Annotated in this window: 13 protein-coding genes; 8 read left to right on the top strand and 5 right to left on the bottom strand. The window is 55.2% G+C overall.

Features of this window, described 5'->3' with window-relative positions:
* Window positions 1–15: 15 nt before the first annotated feature.
* From EP166_RS11495 to EP166_RS11480, 4 genes are all read right to left on the bottom strand, one after another.
* Complete coding sequence (locus EP166_RS11495; protein WP_127557061.1) at window positions 16–498, bottom strand: DUF4442 domain-containing protein; 483 nt, start codon at window positions 496–498, stop codon at window positions 16–18.
* 173 nt (window positions 499–671) lie between these two features.
* Window positions 672–3,791, bottom strand: coding sequence for an efflux RND transporter permease subunit (locus EP166_RS11490; protein WP_127557059.1), 3,120 nt, complete (start codon window positions 3,789–3,791; stop codon window positions 672–674).
* Window positions 3,791–5,014, bottom strand: a complete 1,224-nt coding sequence (locus EP166_RS11485) for an efflux RND transporter periplasmic adaptor subunit (protein ID WP_127557057.1) — start codon at window positions 5,012–5,014, stop codon at window positions 3,791–3,793. The genes EP166_RS11490 and EP166_RS11485 overlap by 1 nt, the downstream gene beginning before the upstream one ends.
* A 72-nt stretch (window positions 5,015–5,086) precedes the next feature.
* Window positions 5,087–5,536 carry a GbsR/MarR family transcriptional regulator gene (locus EP166_RS11480; protein ID WP_127557055.1) on the bottom strand — a complete coding sequence of 150 codons (450 nt, stop codon included), beginning with the start codon at window positions 5,534–5,536 and terminating at the stop codon, window positions 5,087–5,089.
* 378 nt (window positions 5,537–5,914) lie between these two features.
* On the opposite strand from EP166_RS11480, the gene EP166_RS11475 reads away from it, so the two are divergent.
* Genes EP166_RS11475 through EP166_RS11450 form a run of 6 tightly spaced genes read left to right on the top strand, consistent with a single transcriptional unit; the run spans window position 5,915 to window position 14,359 of the window.
* Window positions 5,915–9,049: a type VI secretion system Vgr family protein gene (locus EP166_RS11475; RefSeq protein WP_127557053.1), complete on the top strand. Its 3,135-nt coding sequence runs from the start codon at window positions 5,915–5,917 to the stop codon at window positions 9,047–9,049.
* A 30-nt stretch (window positions 9,050–9,079) separates the two neighbouring features.
* On the top strand, window positions 9,080–11,842 hold the full coding sequence (locus EP166_RS11470) for a DUF2169 domain-containing protein (protein WP_127557051.1): 2,763 nt from the start codon (window positions 9,080–9,082) through the stop codon (window positions 11,840–11,842).
* A complete protein-coding gene (locus EP166_RS11465; protein ID WP_127557049.1) occupies window positions 11,835–12,893 on the top strand; it encodes a pentapeptide repeat-containing protein in 1,059 nt (352 codons plus the stop codon). The genes EP166_RS11470 and EP166_RS11465 overlap by 8 nt, the downstream gene beginning before the upstream one ends.
* A 57-nt stretch (window positions 12,894–12,950) precedes the next feature.
* A complete protein-coding gene (locus EP166_RS11460; protein ID WP_164743914.1) occupies window positions 12,951–13,580 on the top strand; it encodes a DUF3540 domain-containing protein in 630 nt (209 codons plus the stop codon).
* Complete coding sequence (locus tag EP166_RS11455; protein ID WP_342775624.1) at window positions 13,555–14,004, top strand: DUF4150 domain-containing protein; 450 nt, start codon at window positions 13,555–13,557, stop codon at window positions 14,002–14,004. Before EP166_RS11460 ends, EP166_RS11455 begins: the two co-directional genes overlap by 26 nt.
* A gap of 28 nt (window positions 14,005–14,032) precedes the next feature.
* The gene (locus EP166_RS11450; protein WP_127557046.1) at window positions 14,033–14,359 is read left to right on the top strand and encodes a hypothetical protein; all 327 of its coding nucleotides are present in this window, start codon (window positions 14,033–14,035) and stop codon (window positions 14,357–14,359) included.
* A 5-nt stretch (window positions 14,360–14,364) separates the two neighbouring features.
* Here EP166_RS11450 and tssH read toward each other — a convergent pair whose 3' ends face one another.
* The gene (gene tssH / locus EP166_RS11445; RefSeq protein ID WP_127557044.1) at window positions 14,365–16,992 is read right to left on the bottom strand and encodes a type VI secretion system ATPase TssH; all 2,628 of its coding nucleotides are present in this window, start codon (window positions 16,990–16,992) and stop codon (window positions 14,365–14,367) included.
* A gap of 393 nt (window positions 16,993–17,385) precedes the next feature.
* Here tssH and EP166_RS11440 point away from each other — a divergent pair, with 393 nt between their 5' ends.
* Both EP166_RS11440 and EP166_RS11435 read left to right on the top strand, forming a co-directional pair.
* Window positions 17,386–19,107, top strand: a complete 1,722-nt coding sequence (locus EP166_RS11440; RefSeq protein WP_127557042.1) for a ShlB/FhaC/HecB family hemolysin secretion/activation protein — start codon at window positions 17,386–17,388, stop codon at window positions 19,105–19,107.
* A 19-nt stretch (window positions 19,108–19,126) separates the two neighbouring features.
* Window positions 19,127–23,632, top strand: a complete 4,506-nt coding sequence (locus EP166_RS11435; RefSeq protein ID WP_164743913.1) for a beta strand repeat-containing protein — start codon at window positions 19,127–19,129, stop codon at window positions 23,630–23,632.
* The last annotated feature ends 71 nt before the right edge of the window (window positions 23,633–23,703 follow it).

Raw genomic sequence — 23,703 nt, 5'->3', positions numbered from 1 at the left:
GTAGAACCGCTGCGTTCAAGACGCCGGGCGAAAACGGTGCCTCAGTCTTACATACAGGGTGCGCTCCACATGGCATACCAGATTACCCTCTCGGTCGCGCACATTAACGGTAAACACCGGGAAGCATTTTTCGCCACTGGCCGTGGCCGCTTTAATACTATGGAGCTGGTCGTCTTCGATATGAAACTCGGCGGTCAATCGCCCATTACCGGGAGCAATGTACTCGATGTCTGCTTTTTTATCCCAGATCAGGTAACGGTCCCAGCCCAGGCAGCCATACAGCATCAGGGCATAGAGGGGGTCGGTCATCGCAAAGAGGCTACCACCGAACTGTGTGTTATTGATATTGCGAGTCCAGGGGCGCCACTTCAGATCAACCCTGGCATAGCGAAAATCGGAATTGATGGCCACAATTTTCACCCCGGTGAACAAAAAGGGTGGCCAGAGATTCATGACCCAGCGAAACAGAAATGGATGGCGAAAAAAGAGGTTGCGCATGACTCAGACTGCTCAATGAGGGATTGGCGGCTGAGTATACTGACCTGAGCAGGAGGGTATAGCACCCGGCGCTTATCTATGAAGCAGGGTGCATAAAGCGACGGGTTGAGCCTGAGTTAGGGCCCATCGAATGCGGAGAACGTGGTGATGCATCCGATGAGCGCAATGATGGACTAGGCCGTTTCGTGGTCGATGGGTGCTGTGGGCAGTATACGCTTGCCCAGATTCCCTAGCCGATCCATATAGGTGACCACGACGGGAACCACGACCAGCGTCAGCAAGGTCGAACTCAGCAACCCACCGATGACCGCGTGTGCCATGGGCGCGTTCTGGCCGCTGCCTCCGTGCAGGTTAAGTGCCATCGGTAACATGCCAAAGGTCATCGCCAGGGTGGTCATGATAATTGGCCGAAACCGGGTGGTGCCTGCCTGAACCAGGGCATCGTACAGGTTCAAACCTTCACGCTGGCCCTGGTTGGCGTTGTCGACCAGCAGAATGGCGTTCTTCACCACCAGCCCCATCAACATGATGAACCCGATCATCGAATACATATTCAGCGTGGTGCCCCCGACCAGCAAACCGAGCAGGACGCCGACCAACGCCAGCGGCAGGGCGGCCATGATCGCGATCGGCTGAAGGAAACTGCCGAACTGGGAAGCCAACACCAGATAGATGAAGACAATGGCTAGCAACAGGGCAGACCCGGCAGCGGCCGCCGTTTCCGCCACCTGTTCGGCGTCGCCACCCATGTTTGCGCGGTAACCGCTGGGCAATGACAGAGCGTCAATCGCTTGCTGTAACTGAGGCGTCACATCCCCCAGCGCTACGCCGGCGATATTGGCAGACAAGGTGACCTGGCGCGACAAGTCCAACCGGTTGATCTCGGAAGGGCCGGTCGATTCGACGATGTCCGCGACCTGATCCAGTCTCACAATCGACTGGCTGCCGGTGGCCCCGCTTTGAGAAATAGGCAGGCTCGCCAGCGCATCGCGATCGTTTCGGCTGGTCTCGGGCAGACGAACCACCAGGCTGAAACTGCTGCCTGCCGGGTCGGTCCAGTCACCGACTTCTTCGCCACCCAGCATGGGCCTCAGGGTTGCCCCAATTTGCTGCAAACTGACACCGAGGTCACTGGCGGCATCACGATTGATCCGGACACCCAGCACCGGTTGCGAAGTGGTCAGGCTGGATTCGATGTCGGTCAGTCCGTCAATGTCCGCCATGGCGGCACTGAGCTGGTCAGCCAGGCGACGCAAGGTGCCAAAATCGTCGCCATACAGGTTAACCTGCACCGGCGCCGTGACGCCTCCACCAAAGCCATTGGCGGTACCGACTTTGACATCGATGCCGGGAATGGTCTCCAGCGCTTCGCGAATGGGAATGGCCAGTTCAACCGGGGTTCTGGTGCGTTCCGAGGGCGGTACCAGGGACACCATGACTGTGGCGGCGTTGCTGCCCTGTGCATTGGTACCGGCGTTTACCGTCGTGTAGGTACCGGTCACTTCGGGCAAGCCTTGCAGCAAGGTACTGACCTGGCGCGCTTTGCTCGCGGTGTATTCGAGGCTGGAGCCATCCAGAGTTTCGAGGTCCACCTGCAATTCGCTGGTGTCCGTTGCCGGTACAAATTCGACCCCGACCAGTGGAAAGAGGGCAAAACTGCCGATCAGGGCCGACAGCGCCAGTGCCAGTGTCGACTTGCGATGGCGCAGGCTCCAGCGCAGTACGGTTCGGTAGCCGTTCTGTAGGCGGGAAAACAACCGGTCGAACGCCGCGACGGCTCTTCCGAGCGGGCCACGCTTGGCATTGGGTTCTGCCGACGGGTCATACCAGACGCTCGACAACATGGGGTCCAGCGTAAAGGCCACGAACATGGAAATCAGCACCGCCACCGAGACGGTTACGCCAAACTGCAGGAAAAAACGCCCGAGTATGCCGTCCATGAAGGCGACAGGCAGGAAGACGGCGATGATCGACAGGGTGGTTGCCAGAACCGCCAGTCCAATCTCGTTGGTGCCATCCAGTGCTGCCTGGCGGTGACCTTTGCCCATGTGCAAATGTCGCATGATGTTTTCACGGACCACGATGGCATCGTCGATCAGCAGGCCAACGGCCAGTGACAGGGCCATTAACGACATCATGTTCAGTGTGAAACCAAAAAAGTGCAGCGCGATCATGGTCCCGATGAGGGAAATGGGCAGGGTCAGCCCGGTAATGATGGTTGAGCGCCAGGAGTTGAGAAACAAGAACACAATCAACACCGCCAGCGCTGCCCCTTCAACCAGCATGTTCTGTACAGCGTGAAAGGATTGCTCAACCGGCTTGGCGTTATCGCGCACGATTTCCAGGCGTACATTGTCGTTGGCCAGATCTGACTCCAGTCGACTGACCGTGGCGCGAACGGCCTCGGCAACGCCGACGGTGTTAGCCCCCTGCGTCTTAACGATGTCGATCGCCAGTGCCTGGCTGCCATTCAATAACGCCATACTTTCCCGGTCAGCCTGGCCGCTTTCCACCCTGGCAACGTCGCCCAGCCGAATAGGCTGGCCGCCCCGGCGGGCGACAATGATGTCGAGAAAATCGTCCATGCGCTCTATGCGGCCTTCAACCTGAATGGCCTGGACGGTCTGGTCAAATTCCAGCGAGCCGGCGGGCAGGTTCTGATTGTCCTGTGACAGGGCCGCGGTCACCTCACCAATGCCAATGTTGAACGCAGTCAGCTTATTGGGGTCGATCAGAATGCTGACCTGCCGGTTAATGTCACCGATGACGGTGGCCTCACCCACTCCTTGAATGATGGAGATTTGCTGGGCAATGATGTCTTCGGTCAGCGCAGTCAGTTCGCCTGCCGACAGCGTATCGGAGCTCACTGCCAGCGACATGATCGGCATTTGACCGGGATCAAAGCGCAGAATCATCGGATCGTTGGCGTTACTCGGCAAGGTACCTTCAAGCGTCGCCAGTCGATCGCGGACCTCCTGAGCGGCGGTACTGGAGGCAACATCCATATCAAACATCAGGATGACCATTGCCTGGCCAGCCCGGGCGGTAGACTGAATGGAGTCGATGCCGCTGATGGTGTTGACCGATTCTTCAATCGGCTCGATCACATCCTGTTCCACTGCCTCTGGCGCGGCACCCGGGTAGCTGACCACCACGGCAACCACCGGGAAGTCGACGTCCGGCAATTGCTCGATCGGCAAACGCTGGTAGGAGTAAAAACCAAACACCATGATGGCAACCATGATCATGGTCGCGAACACGGGCTGGTTAACGCTGATGCGGGTCAGAAACATCAGTTACCTCCTGCGATGGCAATGCGATCGCCCGCTCGCAGTTCTGGCAAGGGCGCTGAAACCAGGGTATCGCCGATGGCCAGGCCTTCGGCGATTTCAAGGCGGGTTCCGGATTCCCACTCGCCAGCGACGGTCACCGGCTGACGCACCAGGTGGTCGTCTTCCAGAAGCAGCACGAAATCACCCTCGGCATCGGACCGGACCGATTCGGAAGGCACTGACAGAGCGTTGTCGCGTGCATTGATCACGATGTATCCGGTTGCAAACATGCCGCCGCGCAAGCGTGCATCTGGCTCGGTGACCCGGATGTACACCGGCAGTGTCCGGGTTGCATCCAGCGCGACCGGGTTGATGCGGTCAACCGTGCCTTGCAGGCTGAACGGTTCGGCACTGTCGACTTCAATGGTGACGGCCTGACCGGCTTTGACCAAGGTAGCGGCATTGACGGGCAAGTTGGCCTGCATTTCCAGAGCGGTGAGATCAACCAGCGTCACCAGCGGTGTGCCGACCGATACATATTGCCCGGGTTCAACCGATCGGGCCGACACCTGGCCACTGAACGGAGCTCGCACAACGGCATTGGCAACCGCCCGTTCTGCCGCGCGGATCTGCCATTCCTGAGTGGCCAGGCTCGCACTCTGGGCTTCGACATTGGCACGCAACTCTTCGATCGACGAGGCCGGGCTCAGGCCTTGTTCAGCCAGACGCACGCCCCGGTCGAGGCTGTTTTGGGCCAGTGTCAGCTGAGCCTGAGTCGCCCGCGCTGTGTTCGTAAGCTGGTTCAACTGGTTGGTCAGATCGGTGGCATCCATCTCGACCAGCACGTCACCCTCTTCGACCGTATCGCCAGGGCGTACCGCAATGCGCAGCACCGGGGCATTTACCTGAGACGAGAGCTGTGCTTTTTCCACCGGGCTCAGTGTGCCCGTTACCCGCAGACGCTGCTCCAGCCGCTGAGGCGCCAGCGTTGAGGTTTCGGTCGCACTGATCTGCAACACCGGTTCGGTGTCTTCCGGTTCAGCTGGGCCGGTTTCGGCGGGCTCCGGACTCGCCTGCATGGCAAATACCAGCAAGGCGACGCCGATAACAATCAGGGCGAGCAGCCAGGGCCAGCGGCGGCGTTTTTGGGGCGCTAGCCCCTGTCTTTGACGTTCGGCGTTCATGAGTTCGCGTTTGCTCATTGCCCAGTCGGGTTTGGCATTTGAAGGGGTATCTGAAGTCATGGTTGGTTCCGGTGAATCAGTGAATCGGTCAGTGGTGGCGTATCAGGCAAGCGGATAGGGGCGGACAGACTGTTATTTTGAAGGAGGCAACTTCTCGGCCCAGGCCAGAGACGTTTCCGAAGCAACCCGGTAACACTCAGCCAGGTTGGCGATGCGCTCGCGCGCGACGCTTTGTTCGGCAGGGATTGCATCCCGCGCTCCGGTGATCTGATCAGAGACTTGCTTCATACGTGCGCTGACTTTAATCGCCATCTGGCGGTATACATCGGGCACCAGTTCGTAGAAATCCTGGCGAACACCGGGCTTCGTCGTTAGCCGGATAACCCCTTTCTCGGCCAGTAAGCGGGCATTGGTGCTGGCACTGGCTTTGCTGACCTGCAGCCGTTCGGCAATGCTTTGCAGCGAGTAGGGTTCATCTTCCACCAGCAGCAGCCCGAAGATGCGCCCTGCGATGCGCGGCGCGCCATCGGCCTGGTAAATCAGGCCCATCATTTCAATGAAGTTTTCAATTGGATCGTTCATGGCAGCCCCCGGTTAGTTACATATAGTTTGATACGTTTAGTTCGTTCAGTCAACACTGAACGTAGAAATAACGAACTGACAGGTTGCGAGATGAAAAGCCGGAGGCCAGAGGCGGTTATGAAAATGCAGGGTTGGTAGCTCAAAAACTAAAACGGAATGAAATCAAACGCTTAGTAGACACCACAGATCAGAGGTTCTGGTGCGTGTTCAGGTCATTGCTGACCCGGGCTTGATCTGTGTTCAGACGCGAGTAAGATGATTTGAAGGTTTGTGAGCGGGGCGCGTCATTTTCGGCTGGCGTCTGTGACCCTTGGAAGGACAAGTACAGCAGTCACCGGTCCATTGCCGGTATTCGCTGGGCACGCACGGAGCACCTCAATGGACTATTTTCAGGACGCCACTACCCAGCGCTTTACCTTTGTCTCCTATGCCTCAGGCGTCAGCGAAACCACCTTCGCGGTATTGCGCTTTAAAGGTCTGGAAGCCATTTCCACGCCTTACGAGTTCGAGATCATGCTGGTATCCGGCGACCCCGATCTCGATATGTCCGCCATTCTGCAATCCCAGGCAGTGTTTACCATTCACCGCGACGCAGGCGACGACGTTACCTACAATGGCATTCTGGCTGAATTCGATCAACTGCACGCCTACAACGAACACTACTTCTATCGCGCCAAGCTGGTCCCCAAGATCTGGTGGCTGATGCAGACGCAGCACAATCAGGTGTTTCTGGAAAAAACGGTACCGGAGATCATTGAGGGGGCGCTGGTCGATGGCGGTATGGATTCACTCGACTACGACCTGTCTGCACTCGAAGGCACCTATAACCCGGTCGAATACGTTTGTCAGTACGGTGAGAGTCATTTCAATTTCGTATCCCGATGGCTTGAGCGCGAAGGTGTTTACTACTACTTCTATCATGACGCCGATGGCGACAAGCTGGTGCTTTCCGACAGCAGCTTCAGTCACGAACCTTTCCAGCAGGGAGCCGACCTGGTCTATTCGCCCAAAACCGGTATGGAGCAGGGGCATCTTGACGAAATCATCATCAATTTCACCTGCCGGCAGAAACAACTGCCCAATCGCATCGTACTGAAAGACCACAACCCCGAGCGGCCTTCGCTGGAGATGGCGGTACGTGCCGACGTAGACCCGGATGGTCGGGGAGAGAGCTTTCTTTATGGTGAACACTATGGCACGCCGGAAGAGGGCGAGCGGTTAATTACCTTCAGGGTCGAAGAATTATTGTGCCAGAAGCAGGCTTTTCACGGCGACAGCACTGTCCCGTTTTTAACACCAGGCTTCAAATTCACCATGAATCAGCACTACCGCTCAGCCTTTAATCAGGAATACATGGTCACCAGTGTGACCCATGAAGGCGACCAGACTAATCTGCTTAAAACCTCGGTTATCGGCAGCCTGAGTGAAGACGCCGAGATCAACATTTACAGCAATTCGTTCACCGCCATTCCCGCTGACCGCCAATACCGTCATCCACGCACGGCTGACCGGCCACGAATTTCCGGCACCCTGCATGGCAAGATTGATGGCGAGCAGAACAGCCCCTACGCGCAACTGGATGAACAGGGGCGCTACAAAGTAAAACTGCCATTTGACATTAACGACGATCATATAGACGGCAAAGCCAGTGCCCGGGTGCGGATGATGCAACCCTATGCCGGCGAAGGCAAAGGCATGCAGTTCCCGCTGACCAAGGGCACGGAAGTGTTGCTAACCTTTATTGATGGCAACCCGGATCGTCCTGTTATTGCTGGTGCCGTCTCTACTGAAACAGCGCCCAGTCCGGTTAATGCGGATAATCAGAGTGAGTCAGTGATTCAGTCGGCCGGCAATAACCGAATCCGAATGGAGGATAAGTCGGGTAAAGAACGCATTGTGTTGCAGAGCCCAACCTCAGGTACCTGGCTAAGGGTCGGGGCGACCAATGATCCGATGACGCTCAAGGGTGAGTCACCTGAGCTGCATATGCAGGATTCCGTGTGGGAAGATTTTGGTGCGAATACCATAGACCCGGAAACCGAGCGTCCAACGAGCACAATCGTTAAAGCGACCTGGCTGCGTCTGGAATCAGAGGTAGATCAGGTTGACCCCGAGCCGGAAAATTACCTGGGTGAGTCGTTGCCAGAGGGTCGCTATATAGCCCGATACGTTAATGGTACTGATACTCTCTCGCGGACGGTGCTGTCGTTTGATCTGGAAGATGAAGCTCATGAATTCTACAAGAAATTAGGCGCTCCGGGTATTCGCTGGGCGACCAGCGGTTCCTACTGGTATGAGGCGCGTGGTCGGGTAGGGAGTTATCAAACCGGCTATCCAAACTATGCCGAGTCCGATGCGCAAGATCACGACGGTCGAAAGTACATTGATGCATTGCTAACGGGCTTTACCGGGCCGACTCCTGCGTATGAACCTCAGGGGTTGCGCGACTATGCCACCGGAGATCCGGTTTCATTGTTGAGTGTGATGAAACAGGGCTCGGTCGAAGTGTCGAGTCTCGATACGGTGACCACCCAGGAAGGTAATATTTACGACTTCGGCGGGTACTGGAACTACAACCTTGGCAATAGCTATGAAGAAGCCCATATGGACCAAAAGGCCATATTGAATCGGCCTGGTTCGCTTGATAACTCAGCCAAGAACGACGCTACCAAAATATTCGGTGACCTACTCAATTCAGGTGGTCCTGGTTGGGCGGAAATAGACTGGATAGACGACAAAGGCATCGACTCGAAATTGCCCGGAACGGATGCCGAATGGTCTTCAGGCAATGTATGGACGACCAAACAATTCGGAAATTCCTATGATTTTCGAGAGGGTCATGCCGTAAGTGTGAATAATGGATCAACACTGGACGTAAGCTACACAGGCAACAAGGCCATTGAAGTGGTGATGCGAAAAAGTGGCGACCCCGCTTCCTGGACGCACTCGTCTGGCGGAGTTACCCAGGAGAAAAAATGGACGCCGCAAGGGATTGTTTCGTATGAAAGTGTCTCAGCCCCTGTCAAAAATGGTGATACCATTATTGGTAGTAGTTCGGTCGCTACCAAGCGCGATGTCATCACCGGTGGCATACAGAACTATAAAGCAGAAGCGTCTTCAGGGATGGCGTCGACCAGTTTTGAATTTGATTACGGCAACAGTGCAACGGCCAAGTTTGCGTTTTCATCATCGCTGTCGTTCAACACCAGTGCGTCTGCGAACATTGCCATGTCAATCTCGGCGACGCTAAACCTTAGCCTTGAGATCAATGCACTGGAACTCAGTTTGAAGGCACCGTTTTCAGGCATTACAGTTTCCAGTGATTATAAAGGCGGTACCAAAATCAGTGTGCCAGGCTGTTCAATCGATATTGAAGGCCCAGGGCCCGACATCAAGGTCAAAACCTCAGCGCCCACGCTTGAAGTTTCATCCGCTACGTTCAAGAAGGTGGTGTCTGAGCTGGAGTGGCAGGAGGTCAACCTGGCTGGCGGCCTGGTGAAGATTTTTGGTTAGGGCGCTGTTATCGTGAAGGTCATAAAGTCTATGCATGCTGGCGTTATACACCGCACGACCGAGGTGTATGATGAGCATTTGTTTACGCTGTCGTCTTTGTGGGCTTTTGAGCTGACAACGGGCAAGCCGGTGCTGGAACAGTCGATGTGGCGCACCATTGCCAGGGCGATATCAGAAGGCGAACTGTTCGATGCTGGCTTTCCCAAAGTGCAGGCAGAATACCTGGTCTCGGGTTCATTTTTGTCGCCAGAGCCCGTACCCGGTGGCACGATTCACGTAGAAGTAGGGTCACTCAGCAAAACGTTATCGGTCTTTGGTGACCGTTACTGGAGTGTAGCCGGTTTTACCGGACCCGACCCCATCACGGCCATGCCCATTCGCTACGAGCAGGCATTTGGTGGCAAACCATCAAAGGCCAACCCGGTCGGTAAAGGGTTGAGTGAGGTCAGCGTTGAAGGCGTCAAACGCACTCCCTTGCCCAATGTTGAATATCACCATCAGATCATGACTGCAGCATCTGATCGCCCGCCTCCGGCGTCACTGAATCGTGTTGAAGCAACCTGGCCTATACGTCAGGCACTCGCCGGCACCTACGATCAGAAATACATTGAAGAGCGGATGCCCGGCTTTCCACAAGACCTCGACCCTTTGTACTTTAATGACGCAAGTCGGGATCAATGGTTCGATGGATTCCTGAATGGAAACGAGGCTTTTCTGCTGTCCGGTATGAATGTGGATTATCCAGCTCTGCATGGGCAGCTTCCAGGGGTTCGCGCCCGGCTGTTTATCGAAGTTGAGCAGGAGCAAGGTGCGGTCTTTCAGGAGCTGGAAAACGAACTGGATACGGTCTGGTTCTTTCCCAATGAAAATATGGGTGTATTGATTCACCGTGCAAGCTACCCCGCCCAGACCATGAGTGCCCGTGAAATAGCTAAAGTTCTGATTGGCCACGAATTCCTCGCCGATGAACCCAGAACAGTCAGTCACTATCAGGAGCAGCTGACCAGGCGTTCGGACCCTGAAGAAGGGTTTAAATACTTGCTGAACACCACAGATTTGATTCCTTCCGGAGTGACCTGTGGGTTCGAGTCCCTGCTGGAAGAATCTGACATGCCGATCAAGGGCTACGCAGAGGCCAATGTTCAGGGGTACGTTGAAACACAGACTGCAGCCGTTAAAGAGCAGGTTAGTGACCGTTTAGGCGAGCTTCAGCAAAACCCTCCGGAGGATGTTAACGCACCCGGCATCGACCAGATGATTCAGCAGAAACCCGAGCCTTCCGCAGAGCAGCAACGCATAGAGGCGCTGATCAACGAAATCATACCGGGCTATGCCGATTCCGGGGCGGGTATCGATTTCACCCGCATAGACTTGAAGGCGTTGGATAAACTGAACGACTACATCTCTGAGCTAACCCGTGAGAGCGAGGATAAAGCTGTATCCGCCGTGGTTGAACGCATTAACCTAATGCGTGAGCAAAACCTCGATCCGGAACTGGCCGATCAACTGGAGCGTTCTCTAGAACAAAGGCATCAACCCCCACCACTGCCCAGAATTTCCAGAGAACTCGATGCACAACTGATAACCATCCGGAATCAGGTCGAAGCGGCGGAAAAAGAGCTGATGATTCTGCAGTCGATGGGCGTCAACCCGGCCAGTGTGCAACAGCAGCGGGTGGATCTGGATGATTTGACTGAAAAACTGATCTACAGTAAGGCGGAGGCTGAAAAGGGCTACCGACTCAGTGCGCACCATATAGATAAGGCACGCTCGCCGCACCCGGAACCAACGCCGGATTTGCGGGCCGATTTTCAGGGCCGGTTGGGCCAGCCTGAATCGCTGCTGGGTTGGGATGGTGCCTTTGCTGACTTAAAAGGCGTGAAAGTCAGTGATCACACTATGAGTGGTGCCTACCTGGAGTATGCTGATGCCCCCGGCAGCGAATGGGTAGATGTCGATTTTACCGAAGCACTCTGGGTTCACGCGAACCTGCAGCGTGCGCGCTTTGTTCGTTGTTGCTTCAAGGATGCGAATCTGGGGGCCAGCTTTTTTGGTGAGGCAACCTTTATAGATTGTCAGTTTGAAGGTGCCGGATTTGGCAAGGCACAGCTGGTAAACAGCCGATTTGAGCGGTGCCAGTTCAGTGATCGGATGGATGCCTTTCTGGAGGCGACGCTGGCGAATGTCGCGTTCGTGGACTGTCAATTGCAAAGAAACAATTTTTATGAGCTTGATATGAAACGATGCCGATTCGAGCGATCGGTCCTTGACGAATCGAATTTTCTCAACTGCGATATGACCGAAGCAGCCTTTCACGATAGTTCATTAAAAGGCGTGAACATTGTTTGCTGTAACCTGACTGAATCGAATTTCGATCACTCCAACTTGCATAATATCCGATTCGTTAAGGACTGTATTCTGAAGCAGGCCAGTTTTCAGAACATATCGGCCGAGTTGGCAAATTTCCGCGAATGCCAATTGGACCAGGCTAATTTCCAGCAGGCCACCATTGGTCGGTGTGATTTCAGCGACGCGGTATTAACCGGGGCTTCATTGGATGGTGCCTACGCCCGTGGTTCCCTGTTTATTAACGCCAATCTGGAGCGGGCAACCCTGGTCAGGCTGGATGGAATGGAAGGCTCTTTTCAAGACGCGCGCCTCACAGGAGCGAACTTTCAACAGGCGAACCTCTACGGTGCCAATTTCTATGGTGTTATTGTCGGAGAGACTGATTTCCGCGGCGCCAATCTGAACAAAACCTTGTTCAAGGACTGGAGGCCGGGTCGTGAATAGAGACGCACTGGTTGACTGGGTCAGGGGGCTTGGTGACACACCCATTCTGATTGATGCCAATTGTACTGGTCAGGATTATAGCCGAATTGAACTGCAGGGTGGGCAGTTCCATCGGGTTAATTTTTCTGGATGCGATTTTACTCTGGGTCAAATAGCTGAGTGTCAGTTTATAGAGTGCGTGTTTGATCAGTCGGTCTTTGAACACTGCCAGGTGGTGATGTCCAATTTTATCAATTGTTCCTTACGCAAACTTCAAGGTGAGCAGGTTGTTTTCAGTTATGTAAACTGCCAGGAATGTTCGTTTAACGAGAGCAGTCTGATCAAGTCGGAGTTCAATAAGACCAACTTCGTCAGTTGTGATTTGAACCAGGTGGTGCTGAGCAGTCTGTCCAGCGACAACTGCGCCTGGTTGAACTGTACCCTCGACAGGGTGGATCTTGGCTACAGTCAGCATGAGCGGGCTAATATGATCAATATTAGCCTGGAAGAAATAGTGCTTGAGGGGGCCCGTTTCAATACGCCCTATTTCAGAAGTATCGATTTCAGCGGCTTTGATTTCAGCAGGACTAAGTTCCATCAACCACAATTTCAGGAAGTGACGCTGACTCAGGCCGATTTTTCAGAGGTTGACCTCAAACAGGCTGGCTTTTCCGGTGCAGCAATGACGGGGTGTCTCTTTAACGGGGCCTGTCTGGACAATGCGCTCTTTATTGGCAGCGAACTCACCGGTAGCCAGTTTAACAAAGCACAGCTCAAACAAGCCATGTTCAATGATGCGGTGGTCAGCCTTTGCGATTTTACCAGGGCACAACTGGAGCAGGCGCAGTTTACCCGAAGTCAGTGTCGGGAGTCTGTATTTGAAAAAGCGGACCTTACCTACGCAGACTTTTCTCATGCCGATATGACCGGCTCTGTGATTCTAGACTCGCAACTGTATAGGGCGAATCTGCATCAGATTGTGGAAGAAAAGACCTTGTGGACCGGTTCAAACCGGGCGGCAGCACTCGAAACAGATGAAGAGCGCGCAGCAGCAGAGCGTGGCCCGGGCTGACCGACGGTTGAACTTTCGTGAACGAATGACGTAGTCGAACAATTGATGGAGGCAACCATGACCAGTTCAGTAATCCCCATGACTGTGCCACGAACGCAGTGTCAGATGGAGGAAGTACGGGTACAGGGAATTGAAGGTAGTCAGATATTGCTACAGACGCCAGCGGGTGTTGAGATGGGAAGGCGTGCCGTTTCCTGTCTGGTGAATCCGGAGCCGGGTGACTTGGTACTGGTAAGCCGTAGTTGCCGTGAGTTGTATGTGTTATCAGTTTTGGAGCGACAGGGCAGTGAACTGTCTGAAGTAACGCTAGGCTTTTCCGGGCCAGTGAAAGTCAACAGCCCGGCACAGATCACAATTCGTTCACAAAGCGCCCACTGGGTTAATCGTGAAACCTCGGTTTCTACCGAAAAACTCTCTGTTGCCGCTACCAGTGTTAACGCATTGTCTGAAGATGTGACGCTGCACAGCAGCGCGATCAGGATGATCAGTCGCAGTCTGGATGTTATCAGTGATCGTATCAGTCGTAATGCACGCACCCTGATTAGCATGGTTCGAGGCCATGAGGTGCGTCAGGCGAATCAACTCACTGAGCAAGTTACCAATACGCACATGCAGCAGTCGAAACAAACAGTTGTGGACGCACGTAAAGATTTACGAATGAATGCCGAACGCATTCACATGGGTTAGGGAGTTAACAATGGTTTTTGTTAAAACACAGATGGCAGGGATGGATTTCGCGATGCCGGATGTCTGTTTGACACCGATACCCACGCCAGCGGGCCCTGTTCCAACGCCTATTCCATATCCAAACATTGCAATGCCGATGACGGCAATTCCCTCACAGGTTAAAGTGCTGGTGATGGCGATGCCGGCTCATAATATGATGACCGTGACGCCAATGAGTAATGGTGACAATGCCGGGGTCAACATGAACCCCTTGTCGGGTATGGTGATGGGGCCTACGCGCAGTATGTTGGGCAGTTTTACCACGCTGATGGGTGGGTTGCCGGTCACTAAAATGCTGTCACCTTCCGGTCAGAACGGTATGAGCCCCGGTGCTTTCGGTGCCTCGCTGGTGCCCAGTCAGGTTAAGGTTATGTCGTTGTCCTAATCAGCACAGTTATGGATCAAGAGATGTTATGGTTGACTCAAGTTCAAGTACTAATGTAAGTGGTCAGAATGGAGAGGCATCTTCAAATACGGCAGACGAAAGTCAACGTGTTGAGGTGACGTTTGCCGAGGGTATTGATTATCGCTATCGGGATGTGCTGAATATTTTTGTCGGCCGTGGCGAAGTTGTTTTTGAATTGGGCAATATCCACCGGAGTGTACCCAACCAGGCCACTATTTCTGATCGCATCGTCGTCTCTATGGCGAATGCTTACGATTTTCACGCCCGCTTGGGGCAGTCGTTAAAGGACGCTCAGGAGCGATTGCAACAAGAGATGCGGCAGCAACGCTCCTGAGGCCGTTATTCTAGCTGGTAGGAAAATTCACTTGCCAGTTCATTCATGGCAAGATGAATTGACTTGATGGAGCTCCCTTCGGCCATGCGTGCAAGGCACTGGGATGCCAACTCAGGCAGGATGCTGCGGCTGATAACATTCTCAACATTACGGGCCCCGGTATCTGGGTCCTGACAGCGGTCTACAATGCTCTCTACAACCGCTTCGTCATAGCTGAACGAAGCGCCGTAGTGCTCTTTTACCCTTCGCTCAATGCGATTCATGTTGAGACCAACAATGGTCGCCAGTACGTCGCTCGATAGCGGGAAGTAGGGGATGATGCGGGTACGTCCGAGAAAGGCTGGCCGAAAGTGTTCCAGTAGCTCGGGACGAACGGCTTCAAGTAGAGCCTTGTCGTCCGGGTTTGGGTTGGTTTCGCAGTATTGCGCAATGGACCCCGAGCAGGCGTTGGACGTCATGATGACTACCGTGTTTCGAAAATCAATGTCGAGCCCTGCGCCGTCTTTGATGGTGCCTTTGTCGAACAAATTGTAGAAAATATCCTGAATGCCGGGGTGGGCCTTTTCCATTTCGTCGAGCAGTACGACACTGTAGGGCTTGCGGCGCACGGCTTCTGTTAGCACACCACCCTCACCAAAGCCGACATAGCCGGCTGGCGCGCCAAGCAGCATTGAAACCTTGTGCTCCTCTTTGAACTCACTCATGTTGATGGTGATGACGTTCTGTTCACCGCCGTATAGAGATTCAGCCAGTGCCAGGGCGGTTTCAGTCTTGCCCGCGCCGGAGGTACCGATCATCAGGAATACGCCGATGGGCTTGCGCGGGTCCATTAACCCGGCGCGAGAGGTTCGAATGGCCTCGGCCACTTCTTTCAGGGCATGATCCTGCCCGACAACGCGTTCTTTCAGGTGATCGGCCAGTTGCAAAACCGAGTTTAATTCATCGCTGACCATGCGGCCGACCGGTATGCCAGTCCAGTTGGCGACCACAATGGCAATGGCGTTTTGGTCGACGCTGAGGAAGACCATGGGAGATTCGCCCTGCAGTTCGCTAAGCGCATGGCGTTCCTCATTCAGCCTGGCGGTCAGTTCCGCGTCTTCGGGCTTCTCGGCCCTTTGCTCGAACAGCGATTTGATGTCGGCAACTTTATTGAGTTCTTTTTGCCACTGGGCTTGCAGTGTGGTCAGTCGCTTTCGAGTCTGCTCCAGAGCGGATTGATAGTCGGCTATTTTTTCGTCCAGGCCGCCGTGACTAAGCTGCTCGCGTTCCAGCAAGTTCAGGTTGATCTCGAACTGCTGCACGGCTTTCTGGGCATCTTCGATGACTGCTGGGGTTGATCCCTGGCTGAGGGCGACACGGGCGCAGGCGGTGTCCAGCAGGCTGACGGCCTTATCGGGCAAATGGCGTGAGGGAATATAGCGACTGCTGAGTTTGACGGCTGCTTCAATGGCGCTGTCGAGGATGATCACCTCATGATGCTGTTCAAGTGACTTGGCGATGCCGCGCATCATATTGATAGCCCGGGTTTCGTCGGGTTCAGCAACGTTAACCACCTGGAAGCGGCGAGTCAGGGCCGGGTCTTTTTCGAAGTACTTCTTGTATTCGGCATAGGTGGTAGCAGCGATGGTACGGAACTCGCCCCGGGCCAGCGCCGGTTTCATCAGATTGGCGGCATCACCCTGGCCTTCACGGCCTCCGGCGCCAATCATGGTGTGGGCTTCGTCGATGAACATGATGATCGGTTCGGGTGATTCCTTCACCTCCTGAATCACCGCCTTGAGCCGGTTTTCGAACTCGCCTTTCACGCTGGCGCCAGCTTCAAGCAGGCCCATATCCAACGACAACAGTTGCACACCTTTGAGGGGGGCAGGCACATCGTCGTTCACAATTCGCTGGGCAAGGCCCTCCACCACGGCGGTTTTACCCACGCCGGGCTCACCTGTGAGGATGGGGTTATTCTGGCGGCGTCGCATCAGCACGTCGATCAGTTGGCGAATTTCTTCATCCCGGCCCAGCACCGGGTCCATATCGCCTCCCTTGGCTTTGGCGGTCAGGTTGATCGTAAACTTCGACAGGGCCGAGCCTGCCATGGGGTCGGCTTGTGACGAGGCTGGGCCGGCAGTTGAGCCGGAGGTGGCCTGCTGCACCAAAGCGGACTCGGAGGTTGTACCAATAACGCTTTGCGCAAAGGTTTTAAGTGCCTCGCCGGAGAGCGTTGACAATACTGGAAGCGCATTCTTAAGTTGGTTGCTCAGGCTCGGGTCGAGCATGGCAGCGGTTAGCAGGTGGCCTGTTGTAACCTGTGCATGGCCATATTCGGCCGAAGCCAGTAGCCAGCTTTGAGTGACCAGGTCAACCAGGGTTTGGGACAGTGCAGGCGGGCGTGTATTGCCTTTCTTAAACTGGTCGATGGCACGGGTCAGCTGGGTTTGCAGGGTTTCGGCTTCAATGTCGTAGGCATCGAACAGCTTGATCAGGTCGGTGTCCGGGTGTTCAAGCAGCTTGGCCAGCCAGTGCTCAATTTCAACGTTGTATTGGCTGTTGGCCATGGCCAAACCAGCGGCGCCTTCAAGGCAAGTTTTAAGTGTTGGATTGAGTTTGGCGACTAAGCCTTTGATGTTTATGGAAATCATCGATCTACGTCCTTGTTGAGCAGGTGATAGCCTGAAGCCCGGTGTGATCACAGTACTTTACCGGCTGCATAGTGATAGCCGGTGGTGCTGTTGTGATGGCTGGCCAATGCATTCGACGCCTTGGCGATTTATTGAAATATCGCATAAATTCGGATCAGGCTGCACTTGGCATTACTCCGGTTACCATAGCAGGCCAGACAGTGTTTGGGGATGTTAGAACGGCGAAAAAGCAGCAGCAAATTGCTAACTGATTGATTTTAATGATGGGATTTTGAAGTCAACCGCTTCATTCTCATCAGCCGTCGCTGTGGCTGGTGCCTGGTGGCTTATTCTGGCAAAGTAGTTGGATTGAACTGGTCATAGAACAGTCTGCTGTAAACAGGGGAGAGCTCGTTGAAAAAGGGATTTTCAGGCGTCGTATTGTTCAGTGTTGCCGTGCTGGCGAGTGTGGCTGCCCGTGCTGAAACAGAAAGCCCCTTCTTCCAGGGTGATACGCCGACCCGGTTCGGACCGCCCGCTGAACTCCCCCCCAGAGTAACGTCGAATACAAATGATCAGCCCGTCATAATCATCAATACTTTCCGTTATGAAGCGTTCGAGTCTGCTGAAGCGGCTGGGGTTGATATGGAAGCGCTCAGGCAGCGGGTAACTGCGCATCGAGATGAACGCAATGGTGAATACAACGTCGCCGAACTGAACGATCTGGTGGCTAATCTGGGTAACTTTCTGCGCGAACAGGGGTTTATTCTGGCGCGGGTGATCATTCCCGAACAACGCCTCGAGAACGCAACCCTGACGTTGCAGCTGGTGATCGGGATTCTGGGCGATGTTTCTCCACAGAACAATAATCTATACAGCGATGAAACGCTGAATATTCTGTTTGAGCCTCTGATTGACGCGCCGGTGCAGGAGGCTGTGCTGGAGCAGAAACTGCTGCGGCTTTCCGATTTTCCAGGCATCGATCTGCGCAGCTCGCTGACGGCCGGGGAGCAGCCAGGCACAACGAGGCTGCAGCTGGATGTGCTGGGTGAACAGCCGTTTGGCATACTGGCCGCCGTAGATAATTATGGCAGTGAAAATACCGGAACTTACCGGGTGACACTGGCCGGGCAGGCGAACAATCTGGCCAATCGGGCGGATCAGTTGTCTGCTCAGCTCAGATTCTCACTATTGCCCAATAATTCCATTTCCGGCCAAACCCAATACCGCATGCCCCTTGATATGATGGGCTTGGGAGGCCCAGTCTGGCTTTGGGATAATACCGATGCGAGCCTGAACCTCAGCGGCAGTGCCTTTTCTGTGGGGGGTGACCTTGAGATTCTGGATATCGAAGGTGGCACCCGTCAGTTTGGCCTGCGGACTGAGCGCTACCTTGGGCGCAGCCAGATTAAACGCTCCTCGGTGTATCAGTCGCTTCAGTTCAAGCGTTCCAACAGTGATCTGAACGATGACAGTCTTGGTGATGATCGCCTGACCGTATTGTCGCTGGGTGGGACCTGGCAGGCATCGGATGCCTGGTTGGGTGGCGGCGTCAGTCAGCTTGATGCGTCGGTGAATCAGGGAATTGGAAGTTTCCTGGGCAGTATGGATGGCAGCGGTGATGAGGATAGCAGCCGGGTAGGCAGCTCCGGTGACCGGGCCGGCGGTACCTTTACGGTGTGGCGCCTGAGTGGTGAGCGAACCCAGGCGGTGGGTGGCCAGTACCTGTCACTTCATTCCGACCTGCAACTGAGTTCCAACCTGCTGACGTCGCTCGAACAGTACAGCTTTGGCGGCAGTGACACGGTGCGGGGTTACCCCGCGGGTGATCGTAGTGCGGATTCCGCCTGGGCGCTGTCGGTTGAGTACTATGGCTTGTCCGCGGCGCCGGAACTGACTCTGCCGGTCAGTCAGCTTAAACTGGCCGCCTTCTGGGATTTTGCCATGGGCAGCCTGAACGAGGCTTTGCCCAACGAAGAAGCCAACCCCACTGCGATGAGCGTGGGTGTCTATACTGAATTCCGCCTGGCACGGCACTATCAAACCCGGTTGGATCTGGCCGTACCCATCGGTGCTCAAATGCCCAGTGATGGGCGTCGGGTCAGTTTTGGTTTTCGCATCAGTCGTACCTTCTGACGGGCTGCAACGGAGTGAGATGATGAATGGATTGCACCGGGTTTCTGTATTGATAGCGCTGCCGCTTTTATCGGTACCCCTTGTGGGGCGGGCGGCGCCAAGCGGGGGCACTCCCAACACGGGAACGACCACTATTAGTGTTAACGGCACCGTAACGGAAATCGATCAGTCCGTTGATTTTGAGACGATCGAATGGAACAGTTTCGATATAGGAACCGGTGAGTCAGTCGTTTTTACACTCGACAATAATAACGGCGTTACGTTGAACAACATCGGCGGCGGTTCAGTATCGCAAATTCTGGGAACGCTTGAGTCCAACGGCACGCTGATTCTTTCCAACCCCAATGGCTTATTCTTCGGAGCGGATTCAACGGTCAATGTAGGATCGCTGGTCGCTACCACATCCACAGGCAGCCTGAATAACGACATTCTCACCCTGAACGGGGACTCCGGTACTAACGCAATCACTCAAGCCGGTTCGGTAAACGCCAATGGTGGCACCGTGGCTTACTTCGCTCCGGATATCTCAATTTCCGGGGACATCAATGCGACCGATATCAATCTGAGCAACCACACCCAGGGCACTGTTACCTTTGGTGGGTCCAGTATTGGTTTCGACATTGATCTCGACGATGCGGATGTGTCGAATCAGCAGGGCATTGAGGTCGGCGTCAACGGCGATATTCTCAGCCAGGGAGGGTATATCGAGCTTTCATCCGCCGCACTGGATACAGTGATCAGCCGAGCGGTAAACGTTGAAGGTCTGGTCTCGGCCAACGCCATAACCGTTGAGGATGGCGATGGCGGTGATATCCGACTAATCGCCGACAACAGCGCTGTCTGGGTGGCTGATGGTGGCGAGGTCATTGCAAGCAGTGGTACCGACTCAGGCACCGGAGGTGACATTACGCTGGTTGGCAAACAGGTTGGCGTCGACACAGGCGGGCAGGTCAGCGCCGATGGCGTGAACGGTGGTGGCCGGGTTCAGGTGGGTGGCAGCCTGGGCGGACTGGAAACCGACCAGGTGTATCTGGCCCAGGGGTCCGGAATAAGCGCCAATGCGACCGGGAATGGCGACGGCGGTACCGTCGAGGTAGACAGCCTGTCCAATACCCAGTTTTACGGCAGCATCAACGCCGACAACGCCGTCCTGGGCAATAGCGGGGGCCAGGTTGTCACCCGCAGTGAGGGGCAGATCTGGATTATCGGCGAGGTCAGTGCGAACACCACCGCACTGGATACCGGCAGTTGGACCATAGCAGCCGGTGACATGGAGATTGTCGAAACCCTGTCGCCCGGGGTAGACACCAACCCAGTCGATGGGGATGAATTTAATCCGGTCGGCGTGGGTTCCGAGATTCTGGCATCGAGCGTCGTCAGCAGTCTCAATGACAGCGACGTCAGGGTCATCGCAAGCAATGACCTGGTTGTTGACTCGCCGCTCAGTCGGTTCGATTCAATCGCCGACACGACCCTGAGTTTGCAGGCGGGTTCAGGGCTCTCACTGAATGGCAACCTGAATGGCGGCGATAATTTTTCTCTGGCGTTGCAAGCGGGGAGTGCGATCGGATATCAGGGTACCTCCCTGGCGGTGGATACGCTGATACTCGACACGCCTGAATTTAATACGGTATCCGGCAGTCCGCTCACCATGGATGTGACCAGTCTGATTACCGGGGCCGACATGCAATGGAACGCCAGTAGTGATCTGCTTTTACGCGACACGGAAATCAGCAGTCTGGCACCGGATGGCACCGGCCGGCTTGAGTTTGATCTGAACACGAATGATTTGGAACTTGGCGGTGTCGGGCAGGACGACGGTGCCTCTGGCATGGGAGAACTGGTGTTTTCCAGGGTGAATGAACTGACCCTGACCAACAACCTGGTCGTCAGTGATGAAACCGCTGAACTGGACCTACGCAACGGTGTTACCAGCATAACTCTCGACAACGACATCAGTTTGTTCACCAGCGGGGGAGGCGTGCGCTTAGCTCCGGTTGAGGGCAATACGCACTCTATGCTGGTGGATAACGGTAATGCCGGAACCGGCACGATAGCACTGGGTTCATTAACCAACCTGGCCGGACTGTCGGTCTTTACGGAGGGTGCGGTTCGCCTGGGCAATAACATTGAAACGGGCGGGAGCCTCTCGATCGATGCCAGTCAGATCATTCAGGAAACCGGCAGTCTGACACTGGAGGCAGGTTCCAGTCTTTCCCTTAGCGGCACTATCGAAGGCGACGGTGCGCCGGGCTCCTTTGACCTGACACTGTTGGCTGGAACCGGCAATATGAACCTCGACTCCATCGGCGTTAGTGAACGGTACGGCGATATTGAGTTGAATGCCGGCACAGGCGAAATTGAGCTGGGCGGTACGATTCGAACCGGCACCCTGGCAGTGGTTGCCCAGACGCTCAATCTGGACACCGATACCCTGCTGGATATCTCAACAGGTTCACTGGATCTGGGCGATGTGGTGGTTGAATCCGCCGATAGCTCACTGAGCATTGTTGCCAATCAGGTTGAGTTGGGCGAGGTAAACACAGAAGGGCTGACAGTTGGGGGTTCACTCCTGTACCTGACCGATGACGTCGATGCCGGTGCCGGCGGAATCGGCTTTGGCAACCTGAGCACGCTGTTGCTTGGGCAGGACACCGATCTGAGTGTGGCCGGTGCCGGCGACCTGATACTCGTAGACAATGTATTAGGGGGCTATGGCCTAACCCTGAATGTGGCTCAGGGTGATGTTTATCTCGGCGAGCAGAATGCCTTAACGACCTTGCAATATCTGGTGGTCAACGATACGGATGCTTCCAGTGGCACCCTGACATTGGGCAATACCCTGACAACCAGCGACGGAATTGATCTCAGAGACACCGGAGACATCATCGGCATCAGCGGCGACGCAATTCTGAGCGCCGGTACGGGTGATTTGTTGCTGAATGGCACACAACTGGATATGGCGAATAACAGCCTGACAGCGTCGTCCGACACCACCATTACGCTGGGCACACTCGATAACGCCGATATTGTGACGCTGAACAGTCAGCAAACCCGTTTAAACGGAGTCATAGTGGCCAGTGAGCTGAACTTCAGCGAGGCGGGTGAGCTGGTGCTGGCGGGCGACAGTCAACTGACGGGTGCTCTGGATCTGGGTGACGATGTTCAGGCGGTCGCCATTAACGGACCGTACGAGCTCAGTATTGATAATCTGGGCGCGGACCTCAGGCTCTACGATGTGGGTAGTTCTAACGCGCTGGAGGCGTTCAGCCTGGTCAATGCGGGCACACTGGAGCTGGACAACCTCACGACCAGTGGCAGTGGTGGCATCTCCCTCAGTGGCCAGCAATTACTGCTGACTGCGGATACAACCTTCGACACAGCGTCGGCCAACGGCACGATCGACCTGTCCGGAATCGATGTAAACGGCGCTTATACGCTGTCACTGAATGCCGGCGGGGGCGGGGTTTCGCTAGGCAATATTGGCCAGGCCCAGCGGCTGGTCAGCCTGGATCTGATCCAGGCCTCCAGTTTGGGACTGGGCGGCCGCATCAGTACCGATGACGCCCAAATCGACTTTTCTCAGGTGTTTGCCATTGAATTGACCGACGATACCGAGCTGGATACGTCCGCTAACGATGGCACTATTGATCTTGGAACCGCCTCAATTGATGGCACCTTTGACTTAATCCTGAACAGCGGTGCGGGAGCCATTGTGCTGGGCGAGGTCGGTCAGAACATTGCGTTGCAGAGCCTGGTGTTGAATACCGGGTCAGACCTGACAATTGACCAGAACATAATGGTCATTGACGAGCTGTCCATCGACGCGAACAGCCTGTCGCTGGACAAGGCGCTGAGTTCTTCCGGCGGTACCGTGACGGCCAATGCCGAAGCGGGCATTGCCATGACTGAAAACGCCAGTATCGAAGGTCGTGAAGGCATCACGCTGGTTACCCAGGCGGGTGATCTGGCATTGGGCCAGTTGGTTTCCGGTGTAGGGCTGGTGAGCCTGACTGCCGTTGAGGGGTCGGTCGTGAACGCCATTGACGATTTCGTCAGCCTGACGGATACCTCGGTTAACATAACGGCGCCCGAGGTCGAAATACGGGCCGGGTCAGGCATTGGCGCCGGAGCCTTGCAGCCGATTGTGCTCGATGTGCCGACCAACGGGGATATCTTCCTCAGCCTTACCGAACCGGTCGCCTATGTGGTCAACCTGAATGGAGCCGATATCACAGTGACCGGCGGCACGGTATTCGATAACCAGCAGGGTAGCCAGGTAGCGTTCAATCGGGAATCGGCGACGCTCGGCGCTGCCGATGCTTACTGGCGGGCCTGGGCGCAAGCCGATGGTATGCTGTGGCAAGAGCCTTCATTGTTGTTTGCGATCACTCAGCCAGGTTACGAAATTCCGGCCAATGTGTTGCTCGAAAACGACGCCATCAGCAGTGACTTGCCCGCGGTGCCGGGCCTGGTGTTCGACAATGGCTGGACGCTGCGCTACCCCTTGCGCAGTGCCAACTGAGGCACCCACCATTACGGTTACTGCAGAATGATGAGGGTTGCTGGCCCTCGCTTCGATTCCTCTAAGTCCGA

The sequence above is a fragment of the Saccharospirillum alexandrii genome (assembly GCF_004000275.1).
GTDB lineage: Bacteria > Pseudomonadota > Gammaproteobacteria > Pseudomonadales > Natronospirillaceae > Saccharospirillum > Saccharospirillum alexandrii.
Note: the sequence above shows the minus strand (reverse complement) of the source record. Positions and strands in the feature narration are given on the sequence as shown.